Genomic DNA, 20322 nt, shown 5'->3' with positions numbered 1-20322 from the left:
GCAGAAGATATGGAAAGCGATGATTGGGCGACATGGGCGATGAAGTCAAGCGCCGGCGAGTCCACCATCGTGACTCCCGCCGCACAGCCATCGCCACCCAACGTGGAACTCGAGCAGGCCTCAGGTGTGCCAGTGCCGCCGGTGATGCGGCCGCGCCGGACCACGTCCGGGGCGGCGATCGTGGTGAAAGATCGAGCGGATTGCGAAAACGTAGATCGCCAGGATCAGCAGTGCGGCGATGAATAGCGTGAGAATCGTCATGTCAGCCCCCTGTCCGGCATCTTGCGCAGCTTATCGGCCGTGGCCTCCGCCGTGCCCACCGCCATGCCCACCGCCACGGCCTTCGCCGTGGCCCTCACCATGGCCGTGACCCTCACCATGGCCGTGACCCTCCCCATGGCCGTGACCCTCCCCATGGCCGCCGTGGCGCCCTCCGCCATGACCGCCGCCTCCGATGAAGAAGCCGCCCCCGTAGAACCCGGGCCACCAGCCGAAATAGTAGGGGTCGCCCGCGTAGTAGGGGTCGTAGCCGTCGTAGAGGCCGTAGGGGTAATAATCCAGGTCAGGACCTGACGGCTGGTAGGGATAGTAAGGATAGTAGGGGTCGTAGGCTGGCTCTGTCACGCAGCCGGCCAGCGGCACGCACAACGCCGCGCAGATCGAAAGGGTTCGGATACATGTGTTCATTGACGTGCCCCGTACATCCGAATGATTAGACAAGAACGCCTGCGCAGCATTCCCACGGCGCGCCCGCCAACTCAGTGCCGCTCCCTGTGCTTTTGGAACAAAAAAGCCCGCCGGCGGGCGGGCTACGACGACCGGGTCGCCGGCTTGCTTCCTGATTCGCGCGTGCTGACTCTTGCCTGGCGAGCAGTGATATCAGGAATCAGGACGCGAATCCATAGCGATCGATCAACGGCCGATCTGCTTGCTCACGGCGTTTTCCTGCTGGTTAAGGGCGCGCTGGTCGGCACGGGTAATGTGGCCGCCGTCATGGCTTGCCATGGTGCGTTCTTCGGCGCGGATCTGGCGATCTTCGCTGTGCAGTCTGGCTGCCTGGCCGCGGGACATTTCACCTTCCTTGACCTCTTGATGGATACGAGCGTTCTGGTTGGCCAGGCGCGTGTTGACCTGCTCGCGACGCGGGTGATTCTTTTGCCACTGGGTATCGTTTGCCATGGCGCCACCAGCCATGCCTGCCGCCAAAACGGCGATTGCCACACTTCCGATCAGTTTGCGAGTAAACACCGTGAGCTCCCTTGGTTGTTGATGCCCGGCAGGATTGGCCGCGCATGATCCAGTAACGCCGCGGAATCGGGCGGCGATGACGAGAGGGCGGGGTGCTTTGTAACGATTTGTTGATGCCGAAGCTGAGTTTGATGCATCGATAGCGATGCGTCGAGATCGAGGGAGAGGGTAATTTTCTGTAATTTTCTGTAATTTCCGACCGGCTCAGGAGCGGCCGCACGATCGACGCAATACGAAAGGGCAGTAACGTGCTGGCCCCGATGGAGAATGATGGAAAAATAAAGTTGTTGGAGCGATGTACCACCTGGACGGTGGGGTCGTCGAATTCCTGGCCTGAAAGGGGAGATGGCGTACGACACAAAGCAATCCCCCGGGCGCCAGGCAGATCAGAATGTAAACAGACGCAGGCGCCCGGCGCGCGCCTCAATTTCCTTTGGTGCCACTTTCCAGAGTCGGCCCAGTGTTGCCCAGCCGCTGAAGGCATCGACAGTGCGCTCGATCACTGCCTTGGGATCGGCTACATCGAATTTCTTGCCGAAGTCGGCCAGGTCGTCCACGGTGAAATTGTCCGCCTTGCCGCCGATGGTCATCTGGTGCTGCAGCGTGTAACCAGTGCCCGCGGAGAACGTCAGGTCATAGGCCGGTGACAGGCTCCATTCGCCGGTGGGTGACATCAGAAAAGCGAAGTTCTTCACGTGGTCGTCCTGGTTGCGGCCCACTACATTGAAAATCATTCGGCGGTAGGCTTCCTCGATCGCTGCATGGGGCATCTGGAAGGCTCTGATCCAGCGGAAGTACTGGTCGTAGCTGTAGGCGCGCGGGATGTTGTAGTCGATGTGCGTGAGACCGGCCAGGCTGTGCATATGCACTCGGCCACCGCCTTCGCTGCGATCGAATCGCTTGGTCAGGAAGTGGAAGCGGCCGTTGTCCTCTTCGATGAAATCGACCGGCGCCATGTCGATGTCGAGTTCCTTCGTCAGGAGAGCGTAGGTGTATTCAACCCGGTTGAAAGGCTGGGCGTGATGGTCATTCGGGTTGGCCGACTCGACGCCGCCGAACTTGATCAGCCAACTCTCCTCGCCCTTACGCGGCTTGACGAATGCGGAACGGATCTGCTTGTCCCGACGGTTCCAGAGAATCAGCGCCTTGGCCCGCGCCCCGCCGGCGCTCGCACCAATCCGCATCAGTTCCTGGATCGCGCCATCCTGTTCGCCGGCCACGAGCTTGCGCGCCGCCTCCACCAGCGTGCCGACCTCAAGGGCTTCGCTCTCGCCTGCCGTTGCCCTCCGGTCGATCCTGGGCCGGAACTCGAGCGCACCCATTGCACGGTCGCCGATATAGAGCAGGCGCTGGACCGGGCTCATCGCCTTGTCAGGCTCGCCTCGGTCCTCGAAATACTTCCTGATGATCAGGTTGCCGAAGGTGTCCGGCAGCGCGTCCGCCAGTACGCCGGGCAAACCCAGAAACGCGTCGACACGCCGCAGCTCGGGAAACTCGAAGGTGCCTGACCGGGATGGAAGGGACTCAGGGGAAATGCTCGGCCCCCCGGTGCCCAGGTATTCCGCGTCATAGTTGAAGCCGATTCGGCCGTTATCGAACTCGGTGACGGCACCGACGGCCTGACCGTGCATGAGGACATGGGCGCTCGCGAGAACGCCTTGTGCCGGACGGGCGCGCTGTGGCGAGCGCGACTTCCTTTGCGTTACCAAACTATCGCTCCCTGGGCTTGTAGGCGCGCTTGCGGACCTCGCCGCGTGCAGACAGCGCTTCGCTTGACGGCAAGGTATCCGGGAAGGCCGCTTCCAGGTTGCCGATCATGCTTAGCGCTCGCATCACCTTCACCAGCGTGGATACGCGCACATCCCGTCCGGCCTCCAGGTCGCCCATCGCGGTCCGGCCGATCCCGGCGCGCTTCGCCAGGTCCTCGATCGTGAAGTTGCGCTCTATGCGCTTGGAGCGCAGGCGCGCACCGATTTCAGCAGCGATTTCATCACCTGTCGATGTGCTTCGGATAGCAGGCATAACGTGATCTATTTGGCGATTACGCCTGGAAAGGCAGATACATCATATGGTCCTGCATCTATGATGGCATGTCAATATATACATCGATAAGACCGCTATAGCAGATGTAACGTGGCATTAGGCGACACAACTACCGGAATAGAAGACATAACGATGCGGGAATGGCGCGCCCTGGCGTGATGACATGCCGCATAGAGCATGCTGCTCGCGGGCATACAGGCCGCGGACCAGTTTGGCCCCTCGAGAATGGCTCTATTGGCAATCGCAATTGTGGATCTATCCATGGGGCCATTTATCAGTTAATTTTCCACTCCACCGTGTTACGGCGGCGCTGTCGCAGTTGGCTGCCGAATGACGCAAGCACAGGGCGACGAAGCCCATCAGCACAAACCGAAGCAGAGATGGAGCAAGAGATGAAGAACGCCGAACTGGTCCGCCGCAAAGATGCAGCCACGCCCCGTGGCGTTGGGGTGATGTGCAATTTCTACGCCGAGCGTGCCGAGAATTCGGAGATTTGGGATGTGGAGGGAAAGCGCTATATCGACTTCGCCGCTGGCATCGCAGTACTGAACACGGGCCATCGCCATCCGCGCCTGGTGGACGCGATGCAGCGCCAGCTGGAGCGCTTCACGCACACCGCCTATCAGATCGTGCCTTACGCCAGCTATATCGAGCTGGCCGAGAAGATCAACCAGCGCGCCCCCGGCCGCTCGGTCAAGAAGACGGCGTTCTTTACGACGGGCGCCGAAGCCGTCGAAAACGCCATCAAGATTGCGCGTGCCGCCACCGGTCGTCCAGGCGTGATCGCCTTCTCCGGAGGCTTCCATGGCCGCACGATGATGGGCATGGCGCTGACCGGCAAGGTCGTGCCATACAAAGTCGGCTTTGGACCGTTTCCGGGCGAAGTGTTCCATGCGCCGTACCCTTGCGCTCTGCATGGCGTGTCCGTGGAGGACTCGCTCAAGGCGCTGCAGAACCTGTTCAAGGCTGATGTCGATCCCAGGCGCGTGGCCGCCATCATCTTCGAGCCGGTGCAGGGCGAGGGCGGCTTCAACGTGGCGCCGCTGGCGTTCGTCAAGGCACTGCGCGCCATCTGCGATGAACACGGCATCCTGCTGGTCGCCGATGAAGTGCAGACCGGCTTCGGCCGTACCGGCAAGCTGTTTGCCATGGAGCACTACGACGTGGCGCCGGATCTCACCACCATGGCCAAGAGCTTGGCGGGCGGCATGCCGCTGTCGGCGGTATGCGGCCGCGCCGAGGTGATGGATGCGCCCGCGCCTGGCGGTCTGGGTGGCACCTATGCCGGCAATCCGCTGGCCGTGGCTTCCGCGCTCGCGGTGCTCGATGTACTGGAGGGCGAGAACCTGATCGAACGCGGCGCCGTGCTGGGCCAGCGCCTGGTGGACCAGTTGGAGAACCTCAAGTCCAGCGTGCCACAAATTGCCGAAGTGCGTGGCGTCGGCGCGATGGTCGCCGTGGAATTCCGCAAGGCCGATGGCAGCCCGGACGCCGACTTCGCGCGCACCGTGCAGAGCCGCGCGCTGGAGAAGGGCCTGCTGCTGCTGTCGTGCGGAATCTACGGCAACGTGATTCGTTTCCTGTTCCCCCTCACCATCAGCGATGCCGTGATGGACGAGGGTCTCGACATTCTGGCCGACGCATTGACCCGCTAATACCAAACGTCCCCAACGGACCCAAACGGACTTCATCATGGAACTCAAGGATGCAGGCTTGCTGCGTGCGCAAGCCCTGGTCGGCGGCACGTGGCAGAACGCTGATAGCGGTGAGACCTTCGCCGTCACCAATCCCGCGACCGGCGCCGTGATCGGCACGGTGCCGCTGATGGGCGCGGCGGAAACGCGCCGCGCCATCGAGGCCGCGCGTACCGCGCAGGCCGCATGGCGCGGCAAGACCGCGCGCGATCGCAGCCAGGTGCTGCGCAACTGGCATGAGCTGATGCTCGCCAATACCGACGACCTGGCCTTGCTGATGACGACCGAGCAAGGCAAGCCGCTGGCCGAAGCCCGAGGCGAAGTGACCTACGCCGCGTCGTTCCTCGAATGGTTCGCCGAGGAAGGCAAGCGCGTCAGCGGCGACGTGCTGTCCTCCCCAGCCGGCGACAAGCGGATGCTGGTGCTGAAGGAACCGGTGGGCGTCTGCGCGGCGATCACGCCCTGGAATTTCCCGCTGGCCATGATCACGCGCAAGGCCGGGCCCGCACTTGCTGCGGGCTGCGCGATGGTGCTCAAGCCGGCGGAAGACACTCCGCTGTCGGCCCTTGCGCTAGCGGTATTGGCGGAGCGTGCGGGTGTGCCGGCCGGCCTGCTGAGCGTGGTGACGGGCGACGCCCGGTCCATTGGCGGCGAACTGACCGCCAATCCGATCGTGCGCAAGCTCAGTTTTACCGGCTCGACGGAAGTTGGCCGCGTCCTGATGCGCCAGTCGGCGGATACCATCAAGAAGCTCTCGCTCGAACTCGGCGGCAATGCGCCCTTCATCGTATTCGACGATGCCGACCTCGACGCCGCGGTGGAGGGGGCGATCGCCTCGAAGTACCGTAACGCGGGCCAGACCTGTGTTTGCGCGAACCGCCTCTACGTGCACGACAAGGTCTATGACGCCTTTGCGCAGAAGCTGGTAGCCGCCGTGGCGAAGCTCAAGGTTGGCCACGGTGTCGAGCCCGGCGTACTGCAGGGTCCGCTGATCAATGAAGACGCGGTGGCCAAGGTGGAACTGCATATCGCTGACGCAATGGCCAAGGGCGCGCGGCTGCTGTCCGGCGGCAAGCGGCACGCTCTTGGCGGCACCTTCTTCGAACCCACCGTGCTGGCCGACGTGACACCGGCCATGCGCGTGGCGAAGGAGGAGACGTTCGGCCCGCTGGCACCGCTGTTCCGCTTCTCCACCGACGAGGAAGTGATCGGCATGGCCAACGACACCGAGTTCGGTCTCGCCTCCTATTTCTTCAGCCGCGATATCGGCCGCATCTGGCGCGTGGCTGAAGCACTCGAGTACGGCATGGTGGGCATCAATACGGGCCTGATTTCGAACGAAGTCGCGCCGTTTGGCGGTGTCAAGCAATCCGGCCTGGGCCGCGAGGGTTCGAAGTACGGCATCGAGGATTACCTGGAGATCAAGTACTTATGCATGGGAGGCGTGGACCGCTGAAGCCGGCGGGGTTGGCACTGCCGAGGCAATCGTCCCGGCGCCCGATGTCTTTCTGTCTGGATTTGTGCCGGTATTGACTTAAGCCACAACCTGGGAAGAGGCGGTCCGCTGCGGTGGCCGCCCGCCCAGGGCATGCGTTGTCCGCAGCGCGGCGAGTGGATTCTCTACTATCGAGGAGGGTAGTTTCATGCAGGCTCGCTTTCGTTTTATCCGCGCCTTTGCCGCTCTGGCGGCAATGGCGGCATCGTCCCTGGTCCTGGCGCAGGGCCCGGGCGATTGGCCCACGCAGCCGGTTCGCATCGTCGTGCCATTCCAGGCCGGCTCTGCCACCGACTTGCTTTCCCGCCAGCTCGGCATGGCACTCGGCAAGGAATACGGCCAACCCTTCGTGGTGGAAAACAAGCCTGGCGCTTCCGCCATGATCGGTAGCGAGGCTGCGGCCCGCGAGCCTGGCGATGGCTACACGCTGCTGATGTCCGGTCCCGCGTCGATGGTGACCAACCGCTTCCTCTACAAGAAGCTCAGATACGAGCCGGATGCCTTCGAGAAGGTCGCAGTCGTCGCTTACACGCCGAATATCCTGCTGTCGGATCCGTCGCTGCCGTTCAAGACGCTGCCCGAGATGGTGGCCTATGCCAAGGCCAATCCGGGCAAGCTGAGCTACGCCTCTTTCGGCGCTGGAACCACCTCGCATCTGGCCGGTGAGATGCTCAAGACGATGGCCGGCATCGACATCGTCCACGTGCCTTACAAGGGCGCAGCGGAAGCCATTCCGGCGCTGTTGTCGGGTCAGGTCTCGATGTACTTCGACACCATCATGACGGCGTTGCCTTTTGTGAAGGCGGGCAAGCTGCGCGCGCTTGGTGTATCGAACAACAAGCGTTCGTCGATGGTGCCCCATGTGCCGACCATTGCGGAGCAGGGCTATCCGGGGTTCGATATCGCGCCATGGTACGGCCTGGTCGCGCCCAAGGGCACGCCGCACGAGATCGTGGCCAAGCTCAATCTCTCGATCAACAAGCTGCTCAAGGACCCCGCCTTCCGCGAGAGGCTGGCCGCTACGGGCGCCGAGCCGCGCGGCGGCAGCACGGCGGACTTCAACGCGATGGTCAGCGCCGAGATTCCACGCACCGAAAAGCTGGTGAGGCAATCCGGCATCGCCTTGCAATAAGTAACGCGTGCTTCCATCCGAGTTCCGGCCTTTCCCTATCTTACTGAGTCGCACCTTATGTTGCCTTTCGACTGGTCCTTTCCCTATCTCTCCCAGAAGATGCCGCTGCTGGCCGCCAATGCGGTGAGCACCAGCCAGCCTCTCGCCGCGCAAGCCGGCCTGCGCATGCTGTACGAAGGCGGTAACGCCATTGACAGCGCGGTTGCCACGGCGATTGCGCTGACGGTGGTGGAGCCGGTGATGAATGGCATTGGCGGCGACATGTTCGCGCTGGTCTGGCACGAAGGCCAGTTGTATGGCCTCAACTCCAGCGGCCGCGCCCCCGCGCTTTGGACGCCCGAATATTTCGCCGGCCGCGAGAAAATGCCGTCGGTCGGATGGGATACGGTGACGGTGCCGGGTCAGGTTGCCGGCTGGAAGGCGCTGTCCGCTCGTTTCGGCAAGCTACCGTTCGCGCGCCTGTTCGCACCGGCAATGGAATATGCGGAGTGGGGCTTTATGGTGTCGCCGCAGATCGCGCGCCAGTGGGCGGCACAGGTACCTGTGCTGGCCGGACAGCCTGGTTTCGCCAAGGCCTTCCTGCGCGATGGCAAGGCGCCGCAGGCTGGTGAGCGCTGGCGCTTCCCGGAGCAGGCCGCCACGCTGCAGCGCATTGCCGAGAGCGATGGTGAGAGCTTCTACAGGGGCGAACTGGCGGCAAGCATCGTCGCCTTTGCCGAGGAGACCGGTGGCGCGATCCGTGCCGATGACCTGGCGCAGCATGCGCATAGCTGGGTTACGCCGCTGTCGCAAAATTTCCGTGGCTACACGCTGCACGAGATTCCGCCCAATGGGCAGGGTCTGGCTGCATTGATCGGGCTAGGTATTCTTGACAGCTTCGATATCGAAAACATGGGGCGCGACAGCGCGGACTTCTATCATGTCGGGGTTGAGGCGATGAAGCTTGCGTTCGCCGACCTGCATCGCCACGTCTCCGACCCGGCGACCATGCAGCATGATCCGAAGGCATTTCTCGATCCGGCCTATCTGGCCGGGCGCGCAGCGACCATCGACATGGCGCAGGCGAGCACGCCTGGCGCCGGCATGCCCAAGACTGGCGGCACGGTGTACCTGACATCGGCCGATGCGGCGGGGACGATGGTTTCGTTCATCCAGTCCAACTATCGCGGCTTTGGCTCGGGCGTAGTGGTGCCGGGTACCGGCATCTCGCTGCATAACCGCGGCGAAGGCTTCAACCTGAAGCCGGGGCACGCCAACTGCGTCGGCCCGCGTAAGCAGCCGATGCACACCATCATCCCTGGCTTCGTCACGCGCAACGGCGCGCCTGTGATGTCATTCGGCGTAATGGGCGGCTCCATGCAGGCACAGGGCCACGTGCAGATGATGGCGCGGCTGGCAGCCTTCGGCCAGAACCCGCAGGCCATGAGCGATGCACCGCGCTTCCGCGTGGAGAACGGTCCGGTGGTCAACGTGGAATCGCATATGCCGGGTGACGTGGTAGCCGCGCTGCGGGCGCGTGGGCACAAGGTCGAAGTGGCGCCGCCGCAAAGCCTGGAGTTCGGATCCGCACAGTTGATTTACAAGGCGGAGCACGGGTATATCGCTGCCTCGGATTCGCGGCGGGATGGGCAAGCGGTGGGTTTCTGAGGGGTGAGGCGCCAGCCGGCCATACGATTGGCAATGCCCGGATGACGATGGCGGCGCCTCCTTCGGCGTTGATGTCATGCAGCGCAGCCGGGCGATCCGCTGATCGCCAAGAGCATCGTCTCCTTGCGGCGGAGCGCCTTCGCTCGCCGACCTCGTCGACCAGCGTTTCCTTGGGTTGGCCGCTGGGGGCAGTGGGCTGGCTTCCATCGGTGGAGAAGGAGTCTCTTGCTGAATGCCAATGTGAAGATATAGACAGAACAATAATTATGTCTAAAGATATGCCATACGAGTCATAAATGCTACGTATTACGTAGTAATATTTACATCGTCGTCAATGCCGGCCACCGCAAACATGACCGCCGACCCTGAATCCACGCGGTTCGACGCCGCCTTGCAGGCCGATGTTGCCACGCAGCGCGCGTAGTTCGCGACGGAACCGGAACGCACCCGCGAGCAGATGGCCGTCGCCAGCGCCACCGAGCGCCGCGCGCTGCGCGAGATCGACCGGGAGCGCGCGCAGCGCCGGAAGGGCGGCGACGCGCGCCAAGTTCAAGCCTGGGCGGACCAGACCAGTTGGAACTTCCCAGCGGCCATCACCTGGGTCCGCATCCAGATGGCCAAGCACGGCCTGAACCACGACGCCTGGCCCAGTCACGGTCCAGCTGCTCGCGGAAATGAGGACGGTTGCGACGCCGTTCGCTGATACGCGTCCATACTGGCCGGCGCGCTTCGACCAATGCCGGCCGGGGTAGCGCACCGACTCCCAGCACACGTTCTTGACGGGATAGAACCCGCTTTTCCCGCCACGCTTCCCTATACTTCGATAACCACAGGGAAGAAGCCATTCCCTGACAATTCAACCAGCGTGGGTCGTCTTGCGGGACGATCTGCGCCATCGCCGCCAAGACAGAGACAGCGCTTTGCCGCGAAGGGCACGCAACTGGAGGAATCATGGGGCGCTCTGCATCGGCTGCATCCGGCGACAATGAAGTCGATCAATCCGGATCGCACCGGCCGGCAGTATGGGGCCTCGCCCTCGCCGCGCTGGGCATCGTCTATGGCGACATTGGCACCAGTCCGCTGTATACGCTGAAGACCGTTTTCGACCCCGGCAACGGCTTGCCGCTGAATGCCTACAATGTGATCGGCATCGTCTCTCTGATCGTCTGGTCGCTGACGATTGTCGTCTCGCTTAAATACGTGGCGCTCATCATGCGCGCGAACAACCACGGTGAAGGCGGCATCATGGCGCTGCTTGCGCTTGCCGCGTCGTCGGTTGCGACCCGTCCACGATTGCGCCAAGCGCTGCTCATCGCCGGTGTCATGGGTGCAGCGCTGTTCTACGGCGACGGCGTGATTACGCCGGCGATCTCGGTCCTGAGCGCGGTCGAGGGGCTCGAAGTCGCGACGCCGGCATTGAGGCCCTATGTCGTTCCCGTGACGCTGATCGCGCTGATCGTGCTGTTCGTCATGCAGAAGCACGGCACGGCAGGCATCGGCGCGGTATTCGGGCCGATCATGGTGATCTGGTTCGTCATCCTGGCCGGCGCGGGCCTCGTCAATATTCTCGATGCGCCGCGCATTCTTGCGGCGCTCGATCCGTTCGTCGGGCTCGCGTTCTGCCTGCATCACCGCTGGCTCGCATTCGTCGCCCTGGGTGCGGTGGTGCTCTCGCTGACCGGCGCCGAGGCGCTCTATGCGGACATGGGGCATTTCGGCAAGCGCCCGATCCGGCTCACGTGGTTCGGGCTCGTCTTTCCCGCGCTCGCAGTGAACTATCTGGGCCAGGGCGCCTTGCTCCTCGCCGATCCTTCGGCGCTGGAGAACCCGTTCTACCGGCTGTTTCCGCATTGGACGCTGTATCCGATGGTCGTGCTGTCGACGATCGCAACGGTGATCGCGTCGCAGGCCGTGATTTCCGGCACCTACTCGATGACCAAGCAGGCAATGCAACTGGCCTTCCTGCCGCGCATGAACGTCATCTACACGTCGGAAAAGGAAATCGGCCAGATCTATGTGCCGGGTATCAATTGGGCGCTGCTTGCTGCGGTTATCGCTGCGGTGATCGGCTTCGGCTCCTCGACCGCGCTGGGGTCCGCGTATGGAATCGCCGTCACTGGCACGATGCTGATCACGACCCTGCTCACGTTCTTCGTCGTGCGCTATGCCTGGCACTACAACTGGTTCCTCTGCGTGTTCGCCACCGGTATCTTCTTCGTGATCGACGCGACGTTCTTCGCGGCCAACCTGCTGAAGATCGCAGAGGGCGGCTGGTTCCCGCTCGCAATCGGCTTCGTTCTGTTCACGATCATGGCGACGTGGGGACGCGGCTGGAAAATGATGCTGCATGAAGCGCAGGCGCGCGCCGGCGCCACGCCGCTCAAGCCGTTTCTGGAAGCGCTGCTGGCGAGCTCGCCGATCCGTGTGGGAGGCACGGCCATATTCATGTCGCCCGATCCGAACGGCGTACCGCATGCGCTCCTGAATAACCTGATCCATAATCGCGTGCTGCATCGGCGCGTGGTGTTCCTGACGGTGACGACCCGCGAGGTGCCGTGGGTTCCCGCGAGCGAGCGCGTAGCGGTGCATGCGCTGGGGCAAGACTGCTACCAGATCACGGTGACGTTTGGCTTCAAGGACGAGGTCAATCTGCCACGCTCGCTGGAAGCCTGCGAGCCATACGGCCTCGTATTCGAGCCGAGCGAGACGTCCTACTTCATGAGCCGCGCAACAGTGGTGCCGACGCCCGGCAGCAAGGGCATGGCGCTATGGCGCGAAAAACTGTTCGCCGTGATGTTGCACAACGTCGGCAACGTCGCCGCGTATCTGAAGCTGCCGGCCAACAGGGTCATCGAGCTCGGGGCCAGGGTGGAGATTTGATGCATGACGCAGGCGCGGGCTCTGCCACAGTACGGAAATCACGTGACACAGTTCCTTGGCGCATGCCGATCGAAATTCTCCGAGCCTGGGTTTAATTGAGCGCGCAATGCATGCACAGCGCTGAGGTTCGTGCCGCGTTCCGAAACTCAAGCGAGACCTGAAGCTCAGAAGGCGCGTTATCGACTGGGATATGGGAAAAACCCCAGCGAGCGAAAAAGGCAGGAGCCGATGCGGACAAGAGAAACGCCTGCCGCGCTTCGGTACCGCGAGCGCGCACCAGGAGTTTCTCTACGAGGCGGCCCGCGACACCTCGATCGCGATAAGCAGGCTCCACTGCCACGGACCGGATAACAATGGATCGCCCATGACGCTCTGCTGCGGCACAGCCGACGATACGGTCATCACAAAGCGCAATCTGGAAGGTGTCGAGCATCTCCGCCACATCCTCCGTGGCCAGGCCGCATCGTGCCAGCAATGCAGCAATCTGCTCCGTATCGGCTTGGGAAGCCGAACGGAGATAAACGTGGGTCAGCATGAAAAGGTCTCCGGTCAGTGCTCGATGGGGCTGTCAACAGCCTGGCACTTTGTTGATGCTACGTATCAGTACCCAGTACCCACTACTGGTGCCGCGCAACCATGTGCTGCAGCGAAGCTATCGCTTGAATGCGCCGATGACAAGCCAGATGCAATCTGCATCACTATGTGATGAACCTGCCACCAGACTCGAGCACGGCCGGTCAATATGGCAGCGGATTATGAAGATACCGTGAAAAACCCGGCATATGCTTTTCGGGTATCTTGAATTGTGAGGGGAGCGCATCTAATATGTTCTTCGAAGCGCGGTGATAAGCGTTCTCCACTCAACTTTTGCATTTGTTCATGCAGCAAAAAGGCAGTTGCCCGGCTTGCTGCCATCCACCCTGCAGTCGTAGTCCTCCCAGTAGACATAGAGCTATAGCCCAGGAGACGATGATGCTGAGCCCTCATGAATTTGCCACTCTCATACTTGTGAACGATAGCCCCGGCCAGGTTGAGCCTGATTCCGAGGATGTGCGAGCGTTGCTGGAAAATCAACTCATCACCCTTGAATGTCTTGGGCCACGCTGCAGTCGACCTGCGGTCACTATCCAGGGATACGTTTTCCTCAAAGCCTTCGGACGCCTTCGTGCAGGTGCCAGAGAACAGCCCTGAACGTCAGCCGAATGTCCCTGGCTGGCTTTCCAGGTAGTCGCCGGGGCGGCCGAAGCGCACAATAATGACGATTCAGGCCATCCTCTTTCAGCTTGATCATGAAAACCCTGTTTCTGGTGCGGCATGCCAAATCGAGTCGCGACGATCCGTCCTTGCCCGATCGGCTGCGACCGTTAGACGATCGCGGCCGCCATGACGCGTCCAGGATGGGCAAGCGCCTGACTGATCGCGGGGTGGAGCCCGGTCTGCTCGTGTCGAGCCCGGCGCTGCGTGCGCTGACCACGGCGCAACGCATCGCCGATGAGATCGGCTACAAGCGCACGGACATCGTCATCGATGAACGGCTCTACGCCAGCAGCCCGGACAACTTGCTCGCCGTCATCTGCACACTCGACGACAGGCTGGACCGCGTGATGCTCTTTGGCCACAATCCCGAGATCACCGACCTCGCGCACCGGCTATCGAGCACGATCACTGACATGCCAACATGCGCCATCGCGGAGTTCTGCTTCGACGCAAAGGCGTGGGCGGATGTCGCGGAGATCGGCCCGGCGAAGGTGAGGATGGACACACCGAAGAAATAGTTCAGACTTCGCCGATGTGCGGCGCCAGGCCCAGCTTCATCGTTGGGCCGCGCCGTCGGGCAACCGGAAGCGTATAGGCTCGGACACTCAAGATGTGTCGTGTAAGACACGACCCGACTATTGCAAAGGATGGAACCCCCTGCACCGTCCGGTGGGGATTTAAGGGCAGGGCGGCGCCACGGTCGCCGCTAATACGAATCCGAATCGCTCCTGGCGTGTTCGATTGTCTTGGACGTTTCGAAATCAAGCACCGCCTGGGCGTCCGACGGAATAGCGAACAACTTGCCGTCAATGTCATGGACGTGCAGAGGCTCATGGGTGACAGCGTCCGTCACCAGTGCGCGGCCGGTCAGGCGCAGGGCGGCCTGCAGGCGCGTTCTCCCAGAGACGATGCGGTAGTGATTGCCCTCTGATCGCCGCACCATCGCTTCGGTGGGGATCTCGCCCAGTTCGACGACGCCGAATCCGGGAAGGGACATTTCCTCGATGCGATTCTTGATGCAGGCTACCATCACGGCGGCGCCGAGGCGCTCGACTGCCGCGAGCCGCTCGTATTGTCCAAGGAGGAGGTTGGCCTTCTCAATTGAGGGCGTCGCATAGACAAAGGATTGGATTGCGGTCGGCGGGCGAGACAACCGGGTTGCCATGATCGCGAATGCCCAGTCCCTTGTGTAGCTGCAGTGTGGGCAAACCCAGCCGGATTTCGTGGCGATCAGAACGCCAAGGGCACCACCTTCGAGCCCGTGGCGATGATCGCTGCTGTTCCTGCAGGTGAAGGCGCGCAGGACCGGGCCGCCGAGGCCGACCTGGTTCTCGTTGAGGTTCTGGACCTGATCGTCGGTGAACGGTGCGCGAATGTAGCTCATGGCCTCTGTCCCCAGGAAAGGCAGCTTCGGTGTGGCGTGGCTATCGCCGCCGCGCAGCCGGCGCTCACCACACACTCGGGAGTCTGCCCGGCGAACAACAGAAGCTCTGGGCGCCAGGACACACAACGGCCGCCACTACATTCCAGTTTGGTCCATGCGCGGCAGAAGGTCTATCTCGCATTTTGGTGGGGTCGCCCCTTTTGCGGGCTGCTCGACCTCAATCCGTTCAAACAGCCGCCACCGACTTTGTGCAGGTGCAGCATTATCCCAATGCCCTCCCGCTTCGAAATGATGGCGGAGCGCGGCCTGTCGCACGAGATCGAAGTACAGCGGCTTTTCCTGCTATCTGCCCTGCGAGAGCTCGCGCAGCAGGGCGCGTTGGGCTTCGTTCGGCATACGCATGCGCGGCGGCAGGTCAATCGCAATGGTGAGGAGCAAGTCCCCCGTCCGGCGGCGCGCGCGGTCGTGCAATCCCAGCCCGGCAACACGTACGACGGTTCCGCTGCGTGTCATGGCAGGAATGTTCACCGTGATTGCCTCCCTGAAACGCATCACAGGGATGTTTCCTCCAAGACAGGCAAGCACGAAATCGATCTTCAATTCCCGTGTGAGATCCAGCCCGCTAACGTCAAATACGCGATCCTTCCTCACTCTGACTTTGCACATCAGATTGCCATTGGGTCCGCCATTGACACCGGCGCTACCCATGCCTCGCGCGCGCAATACCATTCCATCCAGCACGCCTGGTTTGATATTGATTCGCAGCGCTTTATCTATGCGATTCTTCCCCATGCCTGAACAACTGTGGCATCGGGTCGATGTGTGCCCGTTGCCGCCGCACCGCGCACAAGCGGCTTGCAGATTAAACAGGCCTCGCGCGACAAGACCGGTTCCCGCACAGGCAATACAGGCCACAAATAACATCCCGCGCGCGTCACACGGGCCGCACCCGACCGCCATTCTGACCCTGGTCGAAGCCAATCCCCCAAGTACCGCGGTCTCAAGAGGAATGCTGGTTTCGCAGAAATAGTCCGCTCCTGGCTTTGGGGGCGATCCATCCCGGCTCCGGCGTGCGTCCCTGTTCCTGTCATGTTGTGCGGACGGCGCGGTATTCGCTTCGGATCGCGCGGCGTCATAGGACGCTCGTGCCTTCTCGTCCTTCAACACAGCGTATGCTTGCTGGAGGCGCTTGAATTTCTCTTCGGCCTCCGATGGGCGTTCGAGATTTCTGTCGGGATGCCAGCGCATGGCGAGCCGCCGAAAGGCGTGCAGAATCTCCTCCCGCGTTGCTGCGGGGGTTATTCCGAGGGTCTGATAATAGTCATGCTTGGTCACGTAAGATTGCGCCTGCCATAGGCCCCGCTGCGAGCCAAAGTGGAATATGGCCTTGAATTGGCCATGCTCGTCTCAAACGATATCGGCATAACTCGGCGGATCTTGAGGCGCCAATTGCCTGAATAAAAGGCTGCGCAGCGGTGAATGTGTTCAAATGCGTGTGGCGAACGATAGCCCAGGGCACTGTCGTTGCCAGCTGAGTCGGAACGGCTCACCAGGGCTCAGATTGCTTCGCGCTGAAGAAGCCACCAGAAGGGCCATCATCGCCGAGTAGCGCAAGGTGGATTGCTGCTGCCGCTCCCTGGGCCACCGTCTGGTAGCCACGATGGCCGTTCAGGTCAGTATCCGTAAAGCCCGGATCCGAGGAGTTCACCTTGATCCCAGTTTCCCTCAGTTCGGCCGCGAGTTGCACCGTCAGCATGTTGAGTGCAGCCTTGGATGCGTTGTAGCCGAGTAGCTTGACCTGTGCAAATTCCCATGTTGGATCACTGTTGTGTGTGAGCGAACCCAGCCCACTCGATACATTGACTATCCGTGCCGCGCTTGATCTGTACAGCAGCGGCAACATCGCTTGAGTGACAGCCAGCGCGCCGAAGAAATTCACGTTGAAGATGTGGCGCATCGCGTCGATGCTGGCTTTGCTGGGCGGGCCGTCGGCGTGATCGGCGATGCCAGCGTTGTTGACCAGGATGTCGAGTCGGCCGTACCTGGCTTCGATAGCCGCGGCGGCGGCCTCGATGGTGGTCGGCTCGGCGAGATCGATTTGCGTGAAATGCGCATCGATGCCTTCCGCTTTCAGGCTGGCAGTGGCTGCTTCGCCGCGGGCGGTGTCGCGCGCACCCAGCAGGATGCAGGCACCTGACTTGCCCAACTGGCGAGCGATTTCGAAGCCAATGCCCTTATTGGCTCCGGTGACCAGTGCGATCCGATCCGTTGACGCTTGCATGATGAACTCCCAGGTTCTTTGACGTGGAAACTGCTCGGCGGATGCGCTACAGTTTATGAACATTCCTTCAGCTTTTGAATTCGCATATGGAAGCACTGCACCCAGAGGGCCTGAAGCCAAGAAAGAAGCCGAGGCAAGCCCGCTCGGAAGCCACCGTCCAGGCTATTTTCGAGGCGACCATTCAGGTTTTGCTGGCTGAGGGAGCCGGCCGGCTGACCACGACGCGCGTGGCCGAGCGGGCAGGTGTGTCGGTGGGCACGATGTATCAGTATTTCCCCCACAAGCAGGCCTTGCTGTATGCGGTCCTGAAGCAGCACCTTGAAGCCGTCGCCAGCACGGTGGAGGCCGCTTGCCTTCAGTTCCGGGGGGCGCCCGCGGCCACGATGGTAAGTGGCCTGGTTACCGCCTACATCAATGCAAAGACAGCCCATGTGGATTTGTCGCGTGCGCTCTACCTGATAGCGGCCGAACTGGACACGGCCGATCTGGTGGGCGGCATCACACAGCGTGTGCAAGATGCCATGGCCACGCTGTTGACCACTGCGGCGGACGCCGCATTCGACGACCTTCCTTCCATCACGTTCGCCCTGGGCGCCACAATGGCTGGAATGACGCGTGCGGCCTTCGAGCGGGGCGCACCGCCCGCCATGTTGCGGGTGCTGCGCACTCAACTTGCTACGATGTGCCTGGCGTATCTGCAGGCAATGGCTGTCGGGAAAGCATCGCCCGTCTTCAAGCGCACTACGCGCACCCGGAAAGCGCCACGTTAAACGCATCCATGACCGCTGCGCGTAGCCGGGCACATCCATCCGGGCCGCACTGATGCCGATGGACGTCCCGCACTTCCGGGTCCCGCATCACCGCGCGGGAAACCGGACTTCCCGTCAACCGTCATGCGCCCCGGCGGCGGAAATCTCCCAACCCCCGCCGAGTGCCCTATACAGGCGGACCGCGGTCAGCGAGACATTCCCCTGTGTGCGGATCAGCTGGACCTCGTTCTCGAGGAGCGCCCGCTCAATGACAAGCACATCAAGGAAGGTCACGGAGCCGGCCTTGTAGCGGGCGCGTGCGGCTTCCCGCGCGGTGCGGCCATGATCGACCGCCGCTTGCAGGGAAGACCGGCGGCGCTGCTCGCCATCAAAAGCGGTGAGCGTGTTGTCGATCTCGTTCCAGGCGCTCAGGACGGTTTTCTGGTACGAGATTGCCGCGGTCTGTTGCTGGACCTCGCGGAGCCGCAGTGTACTGACCAGGCGTCCTCCCTCGAAGATCGGCAGGTGGAGTGTCGGCCCGATCGCGAACTGGCGCGACGCCCACGAGCCAAGCGTGGCGAAGTTCAGGGATTGGGTGCCAAAGCTGCCACTCAGCGTGACCGAGGGATAGAAGTCAGCCTTGGCCATGCCGATGGTTGCCGTCGCGGCATGTAGCCTGGCCTCGGCCTCGCGAATGTCCGGGCGCCGCCTGGCGAGCTCGGAGGGAAGCCCGATCGGCGCGACTGACGGAACCGGCGGAATGGGCGTTTCCTGCGCCAGCGCTTCGGCAAGCGAGCCAGGCTGTTCACCCAGGAGCAGGCTCAGGGCGTTCATGGAGACTTCGATCTCCGTTTCAAGATCGGGTATGCGCGCGGTGATGGCATGGAGCTGCGCGCTCGCCTCGGAGACCTCGAGTTTTGTTGCGGCCCCGGCGGCACAGCGGTTCTCGGTCAGGGCCAGGCTGTCGCGCGCAAACGCGACCATTCGTTTTACGCTTGCAAGGGTCGCCTGGGCCGTGCGCAGGCGGATATAGTTGGCGGCCACCTCGCTGACCACCGACAGGATCACGGCATGTCTTGATTCCGCGGATGCGAAGGTCAGGGCGTCCGCGGCCTCGATCGCGCGCCTCGTCCGGCCCCAGATGTCAATTTCCCAGGAGGCATCGAAACCGAACTGGTAGAGGTTGAACGGGGTGCGCGCGTCACGGCCATCGAGTCCGCTGACCCCGTTGCCTGAATGACCTTGAGCCGGTCCAGTTCGCGCATCGACATGGTCAACATCTCGGGCTTCGGCATGGCTGGACTCCGATCCAGGCGGATAGAGCGCCAGCATGCTCGCGTTAGCTCGTGGGTACGACATTTCTATCTAGCCAGATCGCGACATTACAACTTTGCCGCTACACCAACTGTCTAGGCTAAATTCAGATGTCCGGTCTTTGGCTAAGTTGAAATGTCCGGGTTGAAGCTTAGCGGCAGCGCTTTCCGCCGGGCGGGATTTTAAGGAAAGATACGGCGCGCATGGCCAGAGAACGATGCGCATGCGCCACGCCAGAGTGCGCACCCGTAAGATTCCTCTGAGACAATGGCACGGTGCCCCGTCACTTTGATTCTTAGTCTGCAGACTTGGCCGGAGAAATCTTTGTCTGTACTTTGCTCGGCAGCAATATAGGTGTCTTCTCCAATCCGCTTCGCTGTTGTCTCTATGTGGCCACCACAACTTATGTGCGTCACGTTCTCGCCGAAGTCACCGTCTAGAAAGATCCTTGCTGTCTTCGGATTGTTGGGATAGAGGACGAGCATTCCGCGGTCTTTGTAAAAGCCGACGTAGATCTGTGGACGTGCATCCGTAGCTGCTTTTGCTGACAAGATCAGAAGCGCTGGCGAGAGTGCTATTAACCAACGAATGAGATCCTGCTTCCAGAGCGGACGTGCCATGCTTCCCCCTTGCTGTAGATCTAGAAGCATGCCACGATTAGAAGAGCGCTAGAGATGATCCTGTTGGAATGGCACAACTAGCGAATCAGTTGTCGGTTCCGTTGAGTGGCCATGGCTGCTTCTGCAACCGCTGCAGCGCTTCCAGCATATCGTTCTGATCCAGCGACCGCTGCGCTTTCTTGCCAGGCGGCCGGCCACGTTTGCGCGGTGTCCCATCGGTACTTGGCACAGCCTGAGAGCGCCGATTGTCACGCTTCTCCTGAACGTATTGCGCCATCTGCAGGACGTGTCCGATCCGCTTGTTGTCGACGATCGCACCTTGATCAATTTCCGACAGCCGGTCGTAGATAGCGTAGGGAAGGGCGGCGCCATTCGCCCGCGGTTCTATGCGTCCATCCGGGTAGTGATAGACATCGATATAGCGCCCAACCAGCTTGCGATGCTCCGAGGTGTCGGCAAGCAGGTAGAGCATCTTGTCGTACTGAATCGTCAGGCTCTTGGACACGCAGCGCGGTTCGCGCCAGGTGAAGATCAGATCCAGATTCTCATCTGGTCGCAGCGGCCGATGCGCGTCGTGG

At 61.9% G+C, this 20322-nt stretch carries 19 protein-coding genes and 1 pseudogene; 8 read left to right on the top strand and 12 right to left on the bottom strand.

The window, feature by feature from the left end:
• Window positions 1–120 precede the first annotated feature (120 nt).
• The 5 genes from AC1DQ3_RS20330 to AC1DQ3_RS20310 form a co-directional block, all read right to left on the bottom strand.
• The gene (locus tag AC1DQ3_RS20330) at window positions 121–261 is read right to left on the bottom strand and encodes a hypothetical protein (protein WP_477121955.1); all 141 of its coding nucleotides are present in this window, start codon (window positions 259–261) and stop codon (window positions 121–123) included.
• Window positions 262–291: 30 nt separating this feature from the next.
• Complete coding sequence (locus AC1DQ3_RS20325; RefSeq protein WP_477121954.1) at window positions 292–687, bottom strand: hypothetical protein; 396 nt, start codon at window positions 685–687, stop codon at window positions 292–294.
• 225 nt (window positions 688–912) lie between these two features.
• On the bottom strand, window positions 913–1194 hold the full coding sequence (locus tag AC1DQ3_RS20320) for a hypothetical protein (protein ID WP_477122035.1): 282 nt from the start codon (window positions 1192–1194) through the stop codon (window positions 913–915).
• A 440-nt stretch (window positions 1195–1634) separates the two neighbouring features.
• On the bottom strand, window positions 1635–2879 hold the full coding sequence (locus tag AC1DQ3_RS20315; RefSeq protein WP_477121953.1) for a type II toxin-antitoxin system HipA family toxin: 1245 nt from the start codon (window positions 2877–2879) through the stop codon (window positions 1635–1637).
• A gap of 79 nt (window positions 2880–2958) precedes the next feature.
• Complete coding sequence (locus tag AC1DQ3_RS20310) at window positions 2959–3270, bottom strand: helix-turn-helix domain-containing protein (protein ID WP_477121952.1); 312 nt, start codon at window positions 3268–3270, stop codon at window positions 2959–2961.
• Between the two features lie 413 nt (window positions 3271–3683).
• On the opposite strand from AC1DQ3_RS20310, the gene gabT reads away from it, so the two are divergent.
• From gabT to AC1DQ3_RS20280, 6 genes are all read left to right on the top strand, one after another.
• Window positions 3684–4946, top strand: a complete 1263-nt coding sequence (gene gabT, locus AC1DQ3_RS20305; protein ID WP_477121951.1) for a 4-aminobutyrate--2-oxoglutarate transaminase — start codon at window positions 3684–3686, stop codon at window positions 4944–4946.
• A 37-nt stretch (window positions 4947–4983) separates the two neighbouring features.
• The gene (gene gabD, locus AC1DQ3_RS20300; RefSeq protein ID WP_477121950.1) at window positions 4984–6441 is read left to right on the top strand and encodes an NADP-dependent succinate-semialdehyde dehydrogenase; all 1458 of its coding nucleotides are present in this window, start codon (window positions 4984–4986) and stop codon (window positions 6439–6441) included.
• A 187-nt stretch (window positions 6442–6628) separates the two neighbouring features.
• Entirely contained in the window at window positions 6629–7612 is a 984-nt protein-coding gene (locus AC1DQ3_RS20295) for a Bug family tripartite tricarboxylate transporter substrate binding protein (protein WP_477121949.1), read from the top strand.
• A 57-nt stretch (window positions 7613–7669) separates the two neighbouring features.
• The gene (locus tag AC1DQ3_RS20290) at window positions 7670–9259 is read left to right on the top strand and encodes a gamma-glutamyltransferase family protein (protein ID WP_477121948.1); all 1590 of its coding nucleotides are present in this window, start codon (window positions 7670–7672) and stop codon (window positions 9257–9259) included.
• A gap of 457 nt (window positions 9260–9716) precedes the next feature.
• Window positions 9717–9962, top strand: coding sequence for a hypothetical protein (locus tag AC1DQ3_RS20285; RefSeq protein WP_477121947.1), 246 nt, complete (start codon window positions 9717–9719; stop codon window positions 9960–9962).
• A gap of 248 nt (window positions 9963–10210) precedes the next feature.
• Entirely contained in the window at window positions 10211–12139 is a 1929-nt protein-coding gene (locus AC1DQ3_RS20280) for a potassium transporter Kup (protein ID WP_477121946.1), read from the top strand.
• Between the two features lie 91 nt (window positions 12140–12230).
• Here AC1DQ3_RS20280 and AC1DQ3_RS20275 read toward each other — a convergent pair whose 3' ends face one another.
• A complete protein-coding gene (locus tag AC1DQ3_RS20275) occupies window positions 12231–12674 on the bottom strand; it encodes a GNAT family N-acetyltransferase (RefSeq protein WP_477121945.1) in 444 nt (147 codons plus the stop codon).
• Between the two features lie 754 nt (window positions 12675–13428).
• Between AC1DQ3_RS20275 and AC1DQ3_RS20270 the strand changes: the two genes are divergently transcribed.
• Window positions 13429–13914, top strand: coding sequence for a SixA phosphatase family protein (locus AC1DQ3_RS20270; protein ID WP_477121944.1), 486 nt, complete (start codon window positions 13429–13431; stop codon window positions 13912–13914).
• Window positions 13915–14102: 188 nt separating this feature from the next.
• Here AC1DQ3_RS20270 and AC1DQ3_RS20265 read toward each other — a convergent pair whose 3' ends face one another.
• From AC1DQ3_RS20265 to AC1DQ3_RS20255, 3 genes are all read right to left on the bottom strand, one after another.
• Window positions 14103–14780, bottom strand: coding sequence for a hypothetical protein (locus AC1DQ3_RS20265; protein ID WP_477121943.1), 678 nt, complete (start codon window positions 14778–14780; stop codon window positions 14103–14105).
• Window positions 14781–15122: 342 nt separating this feature from the next.
• Window positions 15123–16115, bottom strand: coding sequence for a DnaJ C-terminal domain-containing protein (locus AC1DQ3_RS20260; protein ID WP_477121942.1), 993 nt, complete (start codon window positions 16113–16115; stop codon window positions 15123–15125).
• A gap of 211 nt (window positions 16116–16326) precedes the next feature.
• Window positions 16327–17061, bottom strand: a complete 735-nt coding sequence (locus tag AC1DQ3_RS20255; RefSeq protein ID WP_477121941.1) for an SDR family oxidoreductase — start codon at window positions 17059–17061, stop codon at window positions 16327–16329.
• Between the two features lie 86 nt (window positions 17062–17147).
• Between AC1DQ3_RS20255 and AC1DQ3_RS20250 the strand changes: the two genes are divergently transcribed.
• Entirely contained in the window at window positions 17148–17831 is a 684-nt protein-coding gene (locus tag AC1DQ3_RS20250; RefSeq protein ID WP_477121940.1) for a TetR/AcrR family transcriptional regulator, read from the top strand.
• A gap of 114 nt (window positions 17832–17945) precedes the next feature.
• Here AC1DQ3_RS20250 and AC1DQ3_RS20245 read toward each other — a convergent pair whose 3' ends face one another.
• The 3 genes and pseudogenes from AC1DQ3_RS20245 to AC1DQ3_RS20235 form a co-directional block, all read right to left on the bottom strand.
• Complete coding sequence (locus AC1DQ3_RS20245; RefSeq protein ID WP_477121939.1) at window positions 17946–19142, bottom strand: efflux transporter outer membrane subunit; 1197 nt, start codon at window positions 19140–19142, stop codon at window positions 17946–17948.
• A 164-nt stretch (window positions 19143–19306) separates the two neighbouring features.
• Window positions 19307–19744: a hypothetical protein gene (locus AC1DQ3_RS20240; RefSeq protein ID WP_477121938.1), complete on the bottom strand. Its 438-nt coding sequence runs from the start codon at window positions 19742–19744 to the stop codon at window positions 19307–19309.
• Between the two features lie 85 nt (window positions 19745–19829).
• Window positions 19830–20322, bottom strand: a pseudogene (locus AC1DQ3_RS20235) (ISNCY family transposase); the annotation flags it as partial.

This window comes from Cupriavidus sp. 01T418 (assembly GCF_056398885.1).
This window is presented reverse-complemented; position numbering and strand designations above follow the sequence as displayed.

Bases quoted from the DNA above. Each gene is read 5' to 3' on its own strand.
- AC1DQ3_RS20275 (WP_477121945.1), bottom strand. From the start codon at position 12,674: ATGCTGACCCACGTTTATCTCCGTTCGGCTTCCCAAGCCGATACGGAG.
- AC1DQ3_RS20290 (WP_477121948.1), top strand. From the start codon at position 7,670: ATGTTGCCTTTCGACTGGTCCTTTCCCTATCTCTCCCAGAAGATGCCG.
- AC1DQ3_RS20325 (WP_477121954.1), bottom strand. From the start codon at position 687: ATGAACACATGTATCCGAACCCTTTCGATCTGCGCGGCGTTGTGCGTG.
- AC1DQ3_RS20270 (WP_477121944.1), top strand. From the start codon at position 13,429: ATGAAAACCCTGTTTCTGGTGCGGCATGCCAAATCGAGTCGCGACGAT.
- AC1DQ3_RS20250 (WP_477121940.1), top strand. From the start codon at position 17,148: ATGGAAGCACTGCACCCAGAGGGCCTGAAGCCAAGAAAGAAGCCGAGG.
- AC1DQ3_RS20310 (WP_477121952.1), bottom strand. From the start codon at position 3,270: ATGCCTGCTATCCGAAGCACATCGACAGGTGATGAAATCGCTGCTGAA.
- AC1DQ3_RS20330 (WP_477121955.1), bottom strand. From the start codon at position 261: ATGACGATTCTCACGCTATTCATCGCCGCACTGCTGATCCTGGCGATC.
- AC1DQ3_RS20245 (WP_477121939.1), bottom strand. From the start codon at position 19,142: ATGCTGGCGCTCTATCCGCCTGGATCGGAGTCCAGCCATGCCGAAGCC.
- AC1DQ3_RS20295 (WP_477121949.1), top strand. From the start codon at position 6,629: ATGCAGGCTCGCTTTCGTTTTATCCGCGCCTTTGCCGCTCTGGCGGCA.
- AC1DQ3_RS20265 (WP_477121943.1), bottom strand. From the start codon at position 14,780: ATGAGCTACATTCGCGCACCGTTCACCGACGATCAGGTCCAGAACCTC.
- AC1DQ3_RS20320 (WP_477122035.1), bottom strand. From the start codon at position 1,194: ATGGCTGGTGGCGCCATGGCAAACGATACCCAGTGGCAAAAGAATCAC.
- AC1DQ3_RS20315 (WP_477121953.1), bottom strand. From the start codon at position 2,879: ATGCACGGTCAGGCCGTCGGTGCCGTCACCGAGTTCGATAACGGCCGA.
- AC1DQ3_RS20255 (WP_477121941.1), bottom strand. From the start codon at position 17,061: ATGCAAGCGTCAACGGATCGGATCGCACTGGTCACCGGAGCCAATAAG.
- AC1DQ3_RS20240 (WP_477121938.1), bottom strand. From the start codon at position 19,744: ATGGCACGTCCGCTCTGGAAGCAGGATCTCATTCGTTGGTTAATAGCA.
- gabT (WP_477121951.1), top strand. From the start codon at position 3,684: ATGAAGAACGCCGAACTGGTCCGCCGCAAAGATGCAGCCACGCCCCGT.
- AC1DQ3_RS20280 (WP_477121946.1), top strand. From the start codon at position 10,211: ATGGGGCGCTCTGCATCGGCTGCATCCGGCGACAATGAAGTCGATCAA.
- gabD (WP_477121950.1), top strand. From the start codon at position 4,984: ATGGAACTCAAGGATGCAGGCTTGCTGCGTGCGCAAGCCCTGGTCGGC.
- AC1DQ3_RS20285 (WP_477121947.1), top strand. From the start codon at position 9,717: ATGGCCGTCGCCAGCGCCACCGAGCGCCGCGCGCTGCGCGAGATCGAC.